At 61.2% G+C, this 14,268-nt stretch carries 13 protein-coding genes; 1 reads left to right on the top strand and 12 read right to left on the bottom strand.

Features of this window, described 5'->3' with window-relative positions; all coding sequences use genetic code 11:
- Positions 1–33 precede the first annotated feature (33 nt).
- The 3 genes from ACL2XQ_RS08450 to ACL2XQ_RS08440 all read right to left on the bottom strand — a co-directional run bounded on the left by ACL2XQ_RS08450 (position 34) and on the right by ACL2XQ_RS08440 (position 3,431).
- The gene (locus ACL2XQ_RS08450; protein ID WP_413730604.1) at positions 34–1,074 is read right to left on the bottom strand and encodes a 3-keto-5-aminohexanoate cleavage protein; all 1,041 of its coding nucleotides are present in this window, start codon (positions 1,072–1,074) and stop codon (positions 34–36) included.
- Between the two features lie 16 nt (positions 1,075–1,090).
- A complete protein-coding gene (locus ACL2XQ_RS08445; protein WP_413730605.1) occupies positions 1,091–2,086 on the bottom strand; it encodes an enoyl-CoA hydratase/isomerase family protein in 996 nt (331 codons plus the stop codon).
- A gap of 448 nt (positions 2,087–2,534) precedes the next feature.
- The gene (locus ACL2XQ_RS08440) at positions 2,535–3,431 is read right to left on the bottom strand and encodes a LysR family transcriptional regulator (protein WP_413730606.1); all 897 of its coding nucleotides are present in this window, start codon (positions 3,429–3,431) and stop codon (positions 2,535–2,537) included.
- Between the two features lie 375 nt (positions 3,432–3,806).
- Here ACL2XQ_RS08440 and ACL2XQ_RS08435 point away from each other — a divergent pair, with 375 nt between their 5' ends.
- Positions 3,807–4,958, top strand: coding sequence for an amidohydrolase (locus ACL2XQ_RS08435; RefSeq protein WP_413730607.1), 1,152 nt, complete (start codon positions 3,807–3,809; stop codon positions 4,956–4,958).
- Positions 4,959–5,010: 52 nt separating this feature from the next.
- Here the strand turns inward: ACL2XQ_RS08435 and ACL2XQ_RS08430 are convergent, their stop codons facing one another.
- The 9 genes from ACL2XQ_RS08430 to ACL2XQ_RS08390 are packed head-to-tail and all read right to left on the bottom strand — an operon-like array spanning position 5,011 to position 14,246.
- Positions 5,011–5,760: an SDR family oxidoreductase gene (locus tag ACL2XQ_RS08430; protein WP_413730608.1), complete on the bottom strand. Its 750-nt coding sequence runs from the start codon at positions 5,758–5,760 to the stop codon at positions 5,011–5,013.
- Entirely contained in the window at positions 5,753–7,309 is a 1,557-nt protein-coding gene (locus ACL2XQ_RS08425) for a class I adenylate-forming enzyme family protein (RefSeq protein WP_410015555.1), read from the bottom strand. Before ACL2XQ_RS08425 ends, ACL2XQ_RS08430 begins: the two co-directional genes overlap by 8 nt.
- Positions 7,310–7,319: 10 nt before the next feature.
- The gene (locus ACL2XQ_RS08420) at positions 7,320–8,300 is read right to left on the bottom strand and encodes an ABC transporter ATP-binding protein (protein ID WP_413740256.1); all 981 of its coding nucleotides are present in this window, start codon (positions 8,298–8,300) and stop codon (positions 7,320–7,322) included.
- Positions 8,300–9,313 carry an ABC transporter ATP-binding protein gene (locus ACL2XQ_RS08415; RefSeq protein ID WP_410015557.1) on the bottom strand — a complete coding sequence of 338 codons (1,014 nt, stop codon included), beginning with the start codon at positions 9,311–9,313 and terminating at the stop codon, positions 8,300–8,302. Before ACL2XQ_RS08415 ends, ACL2XQ_RS08420 begins: the two co-directional genes overlap by 1 nt.
- Positions 9,310–10,185, bottom strand: coding sequence for an ABC transporter permease (locus ACL2XQ_RS08410; RefSeq protein ID WP_410015558.1), 876 nt, complete (start codon positions 10,183–10,185; stop codon positions 9,310–9,312). The genes ACL2XQ_RS08415 and ACL2XQ_RS08410 overlap by 4 nt, the downstream gene beginning before the upstream one ends.
- Before the next feature lie 3 nt (positions 10,186–10,188).
- Positions 10,189–11,154, bottom strand: a complete 966-nt coding sequence (locus ACL2XQ_RS08405; protein ID WP_410015559.1) for an ABC transporter permease — start codon at positions 11,152–11,154, stop codon at positions 10,189–10,191.
- 4 nt (positions 11,155–11,158) lie between these two features.
- Positions 11,159–12,802 (bottom strand): ABC transporter substrate-binding protein, encoded by a 1,644-nt coding sequence (locus ACL2XQ_RS08400; RefSeq protein ID WP_413740255.1) that lies wholly within the window; start codon positions 12,800–12,802, stop codon positions 11,159–11,161.
- Complete coding sequence (locus ACL2XQ_RS08395; RefSeq protein ID WP_410015561.1) at positions 12,799–13,236, bottom strand: PaaI family thioesterase; 438 nt, start codon at positions 13,234–13,236, stop codon at positions 12,799–12,801. The genes ACL2XQ_RS08400 and ACL2XQ_RS08395 overlap by 4 nt, the downstream gene beginning before the upstream one ends.
- Positions 13,233–14,246 carry a zinc-binding dehydrogenase gene (locus ACL2XQ_RS08390; protein WP_410015562.1) on the bottom strand — a complete coding sequence of 338 codons (1,014 nt, stop codon included), beginning with the start codon at positions 14,244–14,246 and terminating at the stop codon, positions 13,233–13,235. The genes ACL2XQ_RS08395 and ACL2XQ_RS08390 overlap by 4 nt, the downstream gene beginning before the upstream one ends.
- Between the last annotated feature and the right edge of the window lie 22 nt (positions 14,247–14,268).

Below are 14,268 nucleotides of genomic sequence, written 5' to 3'. Positions count from 1 at the left end.
GGACCCGCTGGGCGGGCCCGGGTAAGGCCTGGTTTATAACGGCCGGAGCCCCAGCAGTTTTCTTGCCTGTTCGGGTGTGGCCACCTCTTTGCCGAACAAGCGGATTGCCTGTGCGGCGCGCTCCACCAACTGCGCATTGGACGCTTTTACGCCCTTGCGGAAATAGACGTTGTCTTCCAGCCCCACGCGGACATGCCCGCCCAACGCTATGGCGGCGTACAGCATGGACATATGCGCCTTGCCGACGCCAAATGCCGACCAGGTGGCCTCGGGAGGGATGTGCTCACGGAGATAAAGCAGGTTCTCTACCGTGGCGGGCATTCCCCCCGGCACGCCGAGGCAGAATTGATAATGCAGCGGCCCGGCCAGCTTGCCCTGTTCGAGAAAATACCCGGCGATGCCCAGCATGCCGGCATCGAAAATCTCCACTTCGGGTTTGATGCCCCGGGCGGTCAGCACCTCGCCGAGAGCGCCTAAAAACTGCGGGGAATTGATAAACACGCCGCCGGGCATCCAGTTAAAGGAACCCGCGTCCCAGGACGCCATTTCTATCCCGTTCAGGTTGGCCACATGCTCCTGCCGCTGCTTATCGCTGGCCCGATGGTCGCCGGAGGTGGTGCAGTTGATAATCACATCGCAGTCATGGCGGGCGCGCAGCAGACGGATGGTTTCGGCAAATTTTCCGCTGTCCATCGTACCCAGCCCCCGATCGTCGCGCATATGGAGATGAACGATGGCGGCGCCCCGCTGCCAGCAGCGGTACGCGTCCGCGGCAATTTCTTCGGGCGTCAGCGGAATATTTTCATTGATGTCTTTTGGTGTCACCGCGCCGGTCAATGCGGCGGATATGATGACGTCGTTCCCTGTATTCATGGACCTGCCCCGCTTGCGATTGGTAGGAATTTTTGCCGGCAAAAGGATGCCCGGACGCACCGGCAGGCAACGTGACGTGCCGGTACGCGCGCCGCCGGCAACGGTGCCGCGGCGACAATAATCAAATGCGCCGTGTCGTTTTCCGGTACGGCGACCCGGCGACTGGCCGCCGCCGGCGATAGGCAATGGCGGTTCATCCATTGCCGGATCGGCCCTGTTACCTGATTTCGTCTTCTTCCTGGCCGCCGTTGACGCGCGGACGTATGACCTTGCCTTTCTTCTCGGCCGCCTTGACCAGCTCAGCCTCTTCGTGCGCCCAGTGCCAGTAATTGACTTCGTGGGGGCTGTGTTCGGTGGCGGTGACGAACATTTCGGTGGAGAAGGCGTTGCGCAGCTCATTGGCGATATCTTCTTTCCATGCTTTTCTGAGCTGCTGAGTGGTAATGCGGCGGGTGACGCGGCTGCCGGTACGCATAATAAGTTCGGCGATTTCCTGCGCCCGCGCGTAGCAGGATTCCGTATCCGGACAGATCTCGTTAACCATCCCCAGGGCCAGGGCCTTGCGGGCCGTGATGATCTCGCCGGTCAGTTCCGCATAGGCATATCTCTTGCGGCCCATCAGTTCCCGCCAGGCGATGCCGATGCCGTCACCGGGCACCATGTTGACGCGAAAGTGCATATCCGTGGTCCACGCATCTTCGGTGCAAAGGGTAAGATCGCTGAAAAGCACCAGATCGGTATGGAAAGCGGCGCCGTTCCATACGCCGATGGTGGGCACTTCCACATCGAATACTTGACCTTCGATATCGTTGGTACCGTCATAGTATTGATACTCGTACATCTTCCAGGCTTCTTCCGGCGCGGAGTTGAACTCGGTTGCCGGGCCCCAGTTGCCCTTATCGTCAAGCCGGCCGATGCCCTTCATAAAGTCCTTTCCCGTCCCGCCCAGGATGATGACCTCGTTATCGGGATCCCTGCCGGCCCAGTCGAAAAAGTAGTGAAGAGCCTGGTGCGCGGGCGCCCCCCATTGCAGGCTGTCGCCGTTGGTATGCAGCCGGGCTTCGAGAATGCCGTTTTCCCGTTTCATGGTGAAGCAGTGTTTCAGTTTCTCCGCATACTCTTCGAAACGCATATGGGGAATTGTTCCCAATTCCTTATGGGACATTTCTTTTCGTTTTCCGTGATCAGACTCGTAATTGGCTTTAATCGCCATGGTTTACTCCTTTATAGCTTTATTAGAATCTCTTGGAAGCAACACAAGTTAAATGATGTGATATACATTTTCGGTCCGGTGCTTTCGGGCAATAAAAACGTACCATCGCTGTACAAATGGTGGAAATTCTTTTTATTTTTCCGGCTATGCATTTTCGACATAACCATTGTGGCGATGTTACCGCAGGCGCAGATTTTGCCTGAAGAACATAGGTGACCCGCATCATAAAAAACAAGAAAATAGCGTATTGCGCATGCCGATTGCCGTTAAGGGAACTGGACTATATTCAGCATATTTATCAATAGGAAATTAAATTCTTTCACAGGCGGAAAGAGGAGGCTAAATATTACGCGCAAGAGGACCATAAAGAGATATATAGCTATATGATAAAATGCAATGAAGGTTTGATATAGCGCATTGGGGAGGGTAAGCGGGATGGCATCTTAATTTACTGTTTTAAGAAAGATTTAAACTCTTTCAAAAATATGGCCACCGAGGGATTGGTATTTTTGCTGTCCCACACCAGTTCCAGGTTAAACCAGCAGTCCTGTTCGGCAATGTCCAGCATAACGCAGTTCTGGCCGGTCAGGTATCCGCGGTGCCTGGGCATCAGGAGCACCGCGCGGTCGCTAAATTCCAGGTTAAAGCAGCAGGTCTTAAGATTGGGGTATTCTTTATCCAGGGTGAAATCAATGTTACGAATGGTCAAGAAACGGGTGCTGTATTCATCGGACAAGGAAAATTCCCGTGGATCAATGCGCATTATCGGCCATTCGCTGACCTCGCGCAAAGAAACGCTGCCGCGTCCGGCCAGGGGATGGCATTTATTGACCACCGCGCACAGCGGATCGGTTTGAAAAGGCAGCGTGCAAAATCTCGATTCATTGGCCATAAAATTAGGCCTGATAAGAAATCCCATGTCGCTGGCGTGATTATCCAGTAACGCGAGGGCCTCATCCAGCTCGCTGTCGCGGCATTCTATAAGGATATCGCTATGGGTGGCGCGGAACTGCGTCAGGAAAGTAATCAAGAATTTCTGGATGGCTTCCCCCAGAAACGTCACGGCAAGCCGGCGCCGGCTTTTGCCGGTAAAAGAATGGATCGCCGATATGGACGTCTCATACTGTAATAATATTTTCCCTGCTTCTTCGGTAAATAATTTCCCCGCGGTGGTCAGTTCGACTTTATGTGTATCGCGTTTAAAAAAACTAGCACCAAAATATTCTTCCAAGTATTTCATATGCCGGCTTAATACCGGCTGGGTGATATTCATCTGCTGCGCGGCTTTACTAAAATTCAGTGTTTTCGATAATAAAACGAATTCATGTAAAAGTTGTGTTTCCATAATAGTTCTCTAGCCACTGAATAATACATATCCTTATCCTACTGGAGAGCCACCGGCTAAACCGTGAGACTCATCAAAGGCTTTACTCCGCCAGGGCTTTCGTTATGAAGTTTTCGCATAATCGCCATTAAACGACGGCATAAGTCAGACAGATGTAATTAAAATGTGAGTTAAATGTGTACTGCCGGGCGCAGGTTGCGTGATAGGGCCAGGGTAGGATGCGCGGCCAAATATTCGCCCTGTTACCGGGTGACGCCCGTCCTTGCTTTTCCATTTCATGCCTAAGCTCAGCCATATTTAATCTTTGACCCGCGCTGGCGGGGTTGTTAGCTTTTTTGTCTGACAAAAGAAATAGCCTTTGCGGGATGACAGACCATGACATCTGAGGTTTTAACGGATATTTTCGGGGAGAAGCTGGTGGGTTGGCGCAGGGAGCTGCATCAATATCCGGAATTATCCAATCACGAATTCCAGACGACGCAAAAAATCAGGCAATGGTTAAGCGAAGCGGACATCCCTCTCCTGCCGCTCGCGCTGAACACCGGCGTGGTCGCGGAAATCGGCCGTCGCGACGGGCCGATCGTCGCCTTGCGCGCCGATATCGACGCCCTGCCCATTGATGAGCAATCGGACCGGCCGTTCAGTTCACGTAACCCCGGCGTCATGCATGCCTGCGGTCATGATATCCACACCTCGATTATGCTGGGCGCCGCGCTGCTGCTGAAGGAGCGGGAGGCCGATCTGGCCGGTAAAGTCCGGATCCTGTTCCAGCCGGCCGAGGAAACCTTCGACGGCGCCCGGCAACTTATCGACGCCGGCGCGCTGGAGGGCGTGAGCGTGATCTTCGGCGGCCATAACGCCCCCGATTTACCGGTGGGCGAATTCGGCACCCGTTCCGGACCGCTGCATGCCAACGTCGATCGCTTTGAAATCCTGGTTAACGGTAAAGGCGCCCATGCCGCCCGTCCCGAGGAAGGCGTCGACAGCATCGTGCTGGCGGCGCATATCATCACCGCGTTGCAAACCTTGCCCAGCCGCGCCTTTAGCGCCCTGGAATCGGTGGTGTTAAGCGTCACGCGCATCAACGGCGGCAATACCTGGAATGTGCTGCCGCAGCAGGTGGAACTTGAGGGCACGGTGCGCACCCATAATACGGCGGTCCGGGCCAGGATGCCGGAAAAAATCACCCGCCTGATTGAACATATCGCCGCCGGCTTCGGCGCCCATGCCGAACTGCGCTGGCACGCCGGGCCGCCGGTACTGGTAAACAGCGCTGAATGGGCGGATTTCACCAAGGACGTGGCGGCCCGGGAGGGTTATCGGGTCCACGATCTGCCGCCGCTGATGGGCGGCGAAGACTTTGCCTTTTATCTGCACCGCTTGCCCGGCGCGTTCGTCAATATCGGTTCGGCCAGCGCCTTCGGCCTGCATCATCCGCGTTTCGATCCCGCGGAAGCGCTCATCGCCCCGGCGGCGCGCTATTTCACGCGCCTGGCGCATGAGACGCTGCATAAGCTGCGGCGCTGAGCGGGGAGCCGATGGCGCGCGGCCGGCGCTCAGGCGCGGCGCCGGGGGCCGGCTACAATCGCTGGCCTCCGCTGGCGTCGATGCGCTGCCCGGTTATCCAGCGGCCGCCCTCGCCGGCCAGAAACGCCACCACCTCCGCGATATCTTCCGGCTGGCCCACCCGGCCCAGCGCCACGCTTTGGCCGATCACCGCCGCGGACCGCGGATCGGCGGCGCGCGGGTTCATCGCCGTGGCGGTCGCGCCCGGCAATACGGCATTCACCGTGATGGCCCGGCTTCCCAGCTCAGCCGCCAGCAACACGCCGAGGCTTTCCAGCGCCGCCTTTGCGGGCGCATAGGCCGCCATTTCCGGGAAAGCGGCCCGGGTACTCATGGAGGAAATATTGATTATCCGCCCGCCGTCCCGCAGCAGCGGGATGGCGCGCTGGATAATGAAAAACGGCGAAATAAAATTGACCTGCAGCGTATCGGCCAGCTGCTGCGGCGTGACTTCCGCGATAGCCGCCCGTCCGCCCTGCCCGGCGTTATTGACCAGGATATCAAACCGCGGCGCGCCGAAAAGCCGGGTCAACTCAGCCTGCAGGCGGTCCATCAGCAGCTGCGCGCCCGTGCTCTCTTCCAGCGACGCCTGCAGGATAAAGGCGCGGCCGCCCGCCCGTTCAATGTCATCGGCCACGCGCGCCGCGTCCTCCCGCGCACGGCGATAATGCACGGCCACCGCCACGCCCTGTCGGGCCAGCGCCAGCGCAATGGACCGGCCGATACCGCGGCTGGCGCCGGTGACCAGGGCTATTTTAGGCATGGTCCGGCTCCGTCGCTGCCAGGGGGTTATCCCACCCCTGGCGCGCCTCCAGCAGGCGCGCCAGTTGCGTCAGCGCATGGCGGTCCACTTTATTGGTGCCCGCCCAGGGCAATTCGGCCAGGAAGGCGATACGCCGCGGATGCTGGTAGGCCGGGCCGTGCGCGAGGGCATACTGCTTTAAGGCATCCGGGCTCAGGGCGCTGTCGGGCTGTAGCACCACAAACGCCACCGGCACCTGACTGCGCTCCTCATCGGGCAGCGGTACCACGCAGACCTGACGCACATGGGGATGGGACTCAAGCGTTTTCTCCACCTCCACCGGAAAAATATTCTCGCCGGAGCAGACAAACATATCATCCGCGCGGCCGGTAAAATAATAAAATCCCTGTTCATCGCGTCGCATGACATCACCGCTGTAATACCAGCCCCCGCGAAACACCTGGCTGCTTTTTTCCGGCAGACCGAGATAACCCGGGGTCACCGCCGGGTTGCGCATGCAGAGCACGCCGTCGTTTTCCGTTTCCCCGTCCACCAGCTTCACTTCTCCCGCCGCAAGCGGGTATCCCAGCGCCAGCGGCGGAGTGGGCAACCCGTCGGGATGAGGACCGAACACCGCCGGCCCCGCCTCGGTGGTGCCATAACCGTGGGTGATGGTCGCCGTGGGAAACGCCTGCTGGATACGGTTGAGCAACGAGAGCGACATGGGGGCGGACCCGAGCATCAGGCGGTTGAGGGCGGAGTAATCCCGCCCGGCCAGCAGGCGCGGATCGCGCAACAGCCGGGCGAACATGGTCGGCACGGCGGTGACGATATTGATACGGTAATCGGCAAGGGCGGCGGCATAGCGCTGGGCGTCGAATGCCGGCAGCACCACCAGCAAGCCATTAACCGCAAAGACCCGTTTGGTGAGAAATAAGCCGTTCATATGAAACAAGGGCTGCGCCAACAGGTAACGCGCCTGCGGCGCGTCCGGCTCCACGCCGCCGCTGCGGGTGGCCTCCAGCGCCCACAGCTGCCCCTGGTGGGTCAGCGGCACGCCTTTCGGCCGGCCGGTGGAGCCGGAGGTGTAAAGAATCATCGCCACCTCCCCCGGCAGGGGTTGCACGGTGTCGAAAGCCTGCGGCTTGATACGCCGCCGGAAAGCGTCCTCGCCGTCGCCGTCAAAGTTCACCAGCGGCAGTTTGCCTTTTAAAAGCGCGTAACGCGCCTCGTCCACAAACGCCAGGCGAATTTGCGCGTCGGCCACCAGGTATTCCAGCGTCTCGATCGGTACTTTGATATTGAGCGGCACCGCGACCAGCCCCGCCCGCATAATGCCGAAATACGCGGCAATGTATTGCGCGCTGTTAAGCGAGGCGATGGCGACGGTACTGCCCCGGGGCAGGCCAAGATCGCTCAGGTAGCGGGCGACGCCGCCGGCCAGCTCATCAATCTGCCGATGGCTCCAATGGCGCGGGCGGGCGGGATCGCCCAGGTCAATCAGCGCATCACGCTGTAAATCCCCGCGGCGGACGATCAGATCGCCCAGGTTGTGGTGATGAAACGGCATAGCGACTCCTTTATAACGCCGGTGGCGGTAATTGCGCGGCGTCAACGTCAAATAAGGGAAAATGGCAGGCGACCTGTCGTTGGTCGCCGCCGGCGCGCAGCGACGGACGCTCCACCCGGCAACGTTCTTTGGCGCGCGGGCAGCGGGTGTGAAACGGGCAGCCGGGCGGCGGGGAAATTGGGCTGGGCAATTCGCCCGTCAGCAGGTTGCGGCCGCGCGCTGCGCGGGGATCCGCCACCGGCGCCGCCGCCAGCAGCGCGGAAGTATAAGGATGGGCGGGTTTGGCCCACACCTGGCGCGTGGGACCGCTCTCAACGATGCGTCCCAGGTACATGACCAGCAGCCGGTCGGCGATATATTCCACTACGGAAAGATCGTGGGAAATAAACAGGTAGGCCACGCCGGTGCGCTGCTGGATATCGCGCATCAGGTTAATCACCTGCGCCCGCACCGATACGTCCAGGGCGGAGACCGGCTCATCGCAGATGATAACCTTAGGCTCCAGGATTAACGCCCGGGCAATGCCGATGCGCTGACGCTGGCCGCCGGAAAACTCATGGGGAAACCGTGAGGACGCCGCCGCGGGCAATCCCACCAGTTCCAGCAGCTCGCCGACCCGCCGCCGGATTGCCGCCCCCTGCCAGCCCGCCGCCTCAAGCGGCCGGCCGATGCTTTTTCCCACGCTTTGGCGCGGATTAAGCGACCCCTGCGGGTCCTGGAACATCATCTGCATATCCGCCCGATAGGGTAGCAAGGCTTTGCGGCCTAAATGGGTAATGTCGGCATCGCCGATATGTATGCTGCCGCCGGTACTGGGAATTAACCGCATCACCGCCTTGCCCAGGGTGGATTTGCCGCAGCCCGACTCCCCCACCAGCCCGACGGTTTCACCGCGGCTGAGGGTCAGATCCACCCCAGACAGGGCGAATACCCGCCCGTCGCGGGTGGGATAACCAACCTGCAGATTGTTTACGCTAAGCAATGGTTTCATCAGTGCCGGCCTCCGTTGACCCAGCGTAGCGGCGCGGGCTGCGCCTGCGCCTGCGCCACCAGGCAGGCGGCCCGGTGCGCCGGACGCAGAGGCGTCAGCTCCGGCCGCTGCAGGGCGCACGCGGGCGTTGCCTGCCGGCAGCGCGCCGCAAAAGCGCAGCCCGCGGGTAATTCCGCCAGGGCCGGCACCCGTCCCGGGATATCCACCAGCCGCTCATCCGGCCGTCCCGGGGTCGGCGTGGCGCGCAAGAGTCCCTGCGTATAGGGATGCAGCGGATAGTCGAACAGTTCCAGCACCGGCGCTTCCTCGACGATTTTGCCGGCATACATCACCGCCACACGCTGGGCCATGGCCGCGACCACGCCCAAATCGTGGGTGATAAGCATTAGCGCCATGCCGGTATCCGCCTGCAGCTCCCGCAGCAGCGCCAGTATTTGCGCCTGTATGGTCACATCCAGGGCGGTTGTGGGTTCGTCGGCGATCAATACCGCCGGCTTGCAGGCGATGGCCATGGCGATCATGACCCGCTGCGCCATGCCGCCCGATAATCGATGCGGATATTCATCCATGCGCCTGGCCGGGTCGGGAATATGTACCTGCTCCAACAGGGCGACGCCGCGGCGCCAGGCTTCGCGCCGCGACAGACCTAAATGCACCCGCAAGACCTCGCCCAGCTGATCGCCGACGGTTTTCACCGGATTAAGCGAGCTCATCGGGTCCTGAAAAATCATCGCCAGCCGATTGCCGCGCAGTTGCCGCATCCGCCTTTCGCCCAGCGCCACCAGATTTTGTCCTTCAAACCGTATTTCTCCGCCGCTCAAATGCGCCGGGGGGGTGGGCAGCAGCCCCATCAGCGCCAGCGCGGTAAGGGATTTTCCGCAGCCCGACTCGCCCACCACCGCCAGGGTTTCGCCAGCCGCGAGGGCCAGGGAGATACCGTCCAGCGCGGTCACGCTGCCCTGGCGCCCGCGCAGTTCGACGCGCAGGTCGCTGACCTCCAGCACGCTGCTCATAGGCGATCCCTGAGCTTCGGGTTCAGGGCATCGTTCAGCCCGTCGCCAATCAGGTTCAGCGCCAGCACCGCCAGCATAATCGCCACGCCCGGCACCGCGCAGATATACCAAGAGGAGCGGATAAGCGTGCGCCCTTCCCCCACCAGCCGGCCCCAACTGGCCAGATTGGGATCGCCAAGGCCGAGGAAGGAGATAACGGATTCGTACAAGATCGCCCCGGCAACCACCAGCGACGACAGCACGATCACCGGCGGCATGACATTGGGCAGGATTTCGCCCAGGGCGATGCGCAGATTGCCCATGCCGCAGGCCCGGCACGCGAGCACGAACTCGCGATCCTTGAAAGACAGGAATTCGGCCCGGGTCAGCCGGGCGATGGGCTGCCAGGAAACCAGGCCGACGGCGATAATAATGTTTTCTATCCGCGGGCCCAGCACCGCCACCACGGTCAGCACAAACACCACGTTGGGAATGATCTGGAACAGCTCGGCGATGCGCATCAGCACTTCGTCGATCCAGCCGCCAAACCAGGCGGCGGCGGCTCCCACGGCCACGCCGAGCGTGGTGGCCACCAGGCTGGCCACCAGCCCGATAAGCAGGGTGGCGCGCGCGCCGTGGACGATAAGCGCCGTGATGTCGCGACCCAGGGAGTCGGTGCCCAGCGGATAGCGCCAATCGGTAAAGGGCCAAATCTCCGGCATGGCCACAATGCGCAGCGGGTCGACGGGATAAAGCCAGCCCGCCAGCAGCGCGGCGGCGGCGATGACCAACACAATCAGCGCGCCGCATACCGCGCCGCGATGGCGGCAAAACCGGCGCAGCAGCGCCAGGCGCGGCGCGGCGGCGGGCAACAGGGGGACGACTACAGACATATTTCAGCTCCCAATCCGCGGGTCCAGGCGGGAATACGCCACGTCCACCAGGATATTCACCACGATCACCACCAGCGAGCTAAGCACCAGCACCCCCATCACCACGGGAAAATTGCGGCTCATCACGCTGTCGAACAGGACCTGGCCGATGCCGGGCCAGCTGAACACGGATTCCACCACGACGCTGCCGCCCAGCACGGTGCCCAGTTGCAGGCCGAACAGGGTTACCACCGGCAACAGGGCATTGCGCATCATATGCCCGGTTATTACCCGCAGCCGGCTCAGGCCCCTGGCCCTGGCGGCGCGCACAAAATCCAGCTGGGCGATTTCCAGCATCGAGGCGCGCATCACCCGCGCGTAGGTCGCGGCATAAAACAGGCCCAGGGTCAGCGCCGGCAGCACCAGATGATGGACGATATCCGCCACCCGTCCCCAGGGCCGCTCATCGGCGCCGATGGTTTCCATCCCGCCCACCGGAAACCAGCCGAGTTTTACCGAGAACAGAATAATCATCATGATGCCGAGCCAGAAACCCGGCGCGGCGAAACACAGCACCGCCAGCGCCGATATCAGTGTGTCCCAGGCGCTGTTGACTTTTATGGCGGCCAGCACGCCGGCGCCGACGCCCACCAGCAGGGCCACCGCGATGCTTGCCAGCATCAGCAGCAACGTGGCGGGCAGGTGGGATAAGATGACGTCCAGCACCGGCAGGTTGTGCCGGTAGGAAAAACCCAGATCCAGCCGGGCCACCGCGCCGATATACTTCAGCAACTGCAGCCAGGCCGGCTGATCCAGCCCGTATAACGCGCGCAGCCGCTCGATCATCGCCGGGTCGGTAACCTGCTGTTCTGCGGTCATCACGTCCAGCAGGCTGCCGGGCACGCATTTCATCAATACGAAATTGATGATGACCACCCCGAGCAGCAGCGGCACCGCTTGCAACAGGCGGCGCAGAATAATGCGCATCATGCCGCTACCCCGCCAGCCAGACGTCGTTCAGGGACGTGCCCTGGACATTGGCATCAGTGGTGAAGTTGCGGACGTTGGCGCGCGCCAGGGTGTAGGACTGCATTTCCACCAGAGGCACGATGGGCACGTCGGTGCTGGCCAGCCGGGAAAATTGCTGGATCAATGCGCGGCGTTTGGCCTCGTCCACCTCCACTGTGATAGCGCTTACCAAGTCGTCCATCGCCGGATTGCTATAGCCGGTGGCGTTGCGGAAAGCGGCGCCTTTAACGATGCCGTCGCTGGTAAAAAACTGGGTTACCGTCGGTACCGGCTCCAGCGGGGCGGTAAAGTTGGAAATAGCGATATCATAATCGTAATCGCTGTAAATGCGTTTCAGCGCCGTGGCGCGATCCACCGAATCGAGCCGCACGGTGATATTGAGATCTTCCAGGGCCTGTTTCAGGTATTGGCCCAGCTTGGCGTTCTCCTCGAACCAGGCCGCCGCCAGCAGGTTGACGGTAAACCGGCTGCCGTTTTTCACCGGCAGGCCGGCGGCATCCAGCAGGGCGGCCGCTTTTTTAACGTCAAATTCATAGCGGGGCACGTCGTCGGTGAAAAACAGGCTGTTGCTGCTGAAAATCGGCGCCACCGCCGGTTTCCCCCGACCAAAATAGATCGTGTTGACGATGAAATCACGGTCGATGCCATGCAGGATCGCCTGGCGCACTTCACGGCGCTTAACCACCTCGCGCCGCTGGTTAAACTCCACCGTTACCGTCCAGGCGCTGTTTTCATACCCGCTGGTATCAAGCACCACCTGGCCGGTTTTCAGCAAGCGGTCGATTTCCCTGGCGGGCACGGGGTTCGAATAGCCGAGTCCCAGTTCCCCGGTTTCCAGGGCGGCGGTACGCGACGCCGCGTCGCTCCACCACCTGACCAGCAGTTTGTCGAGATAGGGCTGGCCGGGCGACCAATAGCTATCGTTGCGGCGGTATTGCACATAGCTGCCGCGCGTCCATTTATCGAAAATCCATGGGCCGGTGCCTACCAGCTGGTTATTCAGCGGATGGGTCAGAATGTCCCTGCCCGCGTATAAATGTTTCGGCAGCAGCAGTTGGTATTGGCCCGCCAGTATGGATTTGAGGAAAAATTCAGGGACCGGATGATCAAAACTCAGCCGTACGTGATGGGCATCCAGGACGGTGGCGGCGTTCAGGGCTTTCAGGGCGATACCGGCTGAAATGGCCTTCCAATGCTCGACAACGTTGTAGACGACGTCGTCCGCGGTAAAATCGGCGCCGTCATGCCATTTCACTCCCTGGCGCAGGGTGATGTCATAACTTTTATAGTCGGCGGCAGGCACCACCGATTCGGCCAGCGCCGGCTGAAAATGCAGCGTATTGTCGAGCTTCAGCAAACGCTCCAGTATTTTGGTTGACGTCTGGAAAGGCGACGAACCGCCGCCGCCCGGCACAAACAGCGCCTGAGGCTCAAGTCCCCCCCAGGAGATGACCAGGGTACCGCCGCGGCGCGCCGCGCCGCCCGCCACCTCGGCGGCGCTGGCGTTGGTCGCCAGCCCCAGGCCGGGGATGCCGCTGGACAACGCCGCAAGCGATCCCCCCACCCCCAGGATGCCGAGGAATTTACGCCGTGAAAAATGTCCGTTCATGATGAAACTCCCGGTTGTGCAACGCCGGTGGCGTAGCTTGCGCGGCCGATAGCCAGTAATTGTTGTTGTCCGTTAAATACGTCCACGTCGGCGACGCCGACGGTACGGCCTGAGCGCCTGACGCGGGCCACCACCCGCAGGGAGGTATTCACCGCCGGGCGCAGGTAATCGACACGAAAATTGATGGTGGGCAAACCGGTTCCGACCATCATCGCCAGCGCGAAGTCGCCGACGGTATCGATAATCGAGGCCAGCGGTCCGCCATGCCACTGGCCGCTGCCGGCGCTGCGCTCGAACTCCGCCCGCATCGGCACCGTTACCGTCAGGGTCTGCTGATCGTAATCCACCGCCTCCACGCGCAGCTGCAGCCAGGCGATAAACGGCGATAATCGGAACTTTTCCTCGATTTGCGTTTTGCTCAGCCGCGCGCTCATACCACCACCACCTTGCCGATCACCTGGCGTTGCTCCAGCGAGGCCAGCGCCTGCGCGCCCTGCTCCAGCGGCCATTGGCGATCGATCAGGACGTTAAGCCGTTTGTCGCGCACCTGATCCAGCAACTGATGCAGGTCATCGCGCTCCCAGCCATTGGCGCCGCGGATCTGCAATTCATAGGTCCAGATGTAGCGCAAATCCTCGACGGGATTAAAACCGGCGGTGGCGCCGCAGGTCAGCAGCCGCCCCCCCACGCGCAGGCAGCGCAGGGATTTAACCCAGGTATCGCCGCCGGTAAAATTGACCACCACATCCACGCCGCCCGGCACGGCGGCGTGGCGCGACCGCGCGGGCTTGCCGAAGCGCTGGAACACTTCTTTGGCAAAGTCCTGTTCGGTGTAGCGGATGATATGGTCGGCGCCGACGGCGCGCAGGCGTTCGGCTTTCTCCTCGCTGCCGGCGCAGGCAATCACCTGCGCGCCGGCCAGCTTCGCCAGTTGCACGCAACAGACCCCGACGCCGCCGCTGGCGCCGAGGATCAAGACCTTTTCCCCGGCCTGTATCTGGCCGATAGTCACCATCATGCGCCGGGCGGTGCCGTAGGCCACCGGCAGCGCCGCCGCTTCCGCGAAGCTGATTTCATCGGGCAAAGCGATCAGCTGATGGGCCGGCACCCGGCATAGTTCGGCCAGGCCGCCGTGGGTGGTCTCGCCCACCAGCCCGCCGTCCACCCGGTTTATCGGGTCCACCACCACGCGGTCGCCGATATGCCAACCGGTCACCCCTTCGCCCAGGGCGACTATCTCGCCGGCCACATCCAGGCCGATAATCAGCGGCAGGGGCAGCGTAATGCCCGGCATGCCGCGCCGGGTAAACACATCATGGTAATTGAGTGAGGAGGCGCGCACGCGCAGCACCACATCCCCCCTGCCGGCGATGGGATCGGGAAAAGCGTTTTCCAACCGCAGCTTCTCGTTACCGCCATGTTCACGTAATACGATGGCTTTCATGCTTAACGGACCTTAAAATAAA

The sequence above is a fragment of the Sodalis sp. RH14 genome, from assembly GCF_047324285.1.
GTDB lineage: Bacteria > Pseudomonadota > Gammaproteobacteria > Enterobacterales > Enterobacteriaceae > Acerihabitans.
This window is presented reverse-complemented; position numbering and strand designations above follow the sequence as displayed.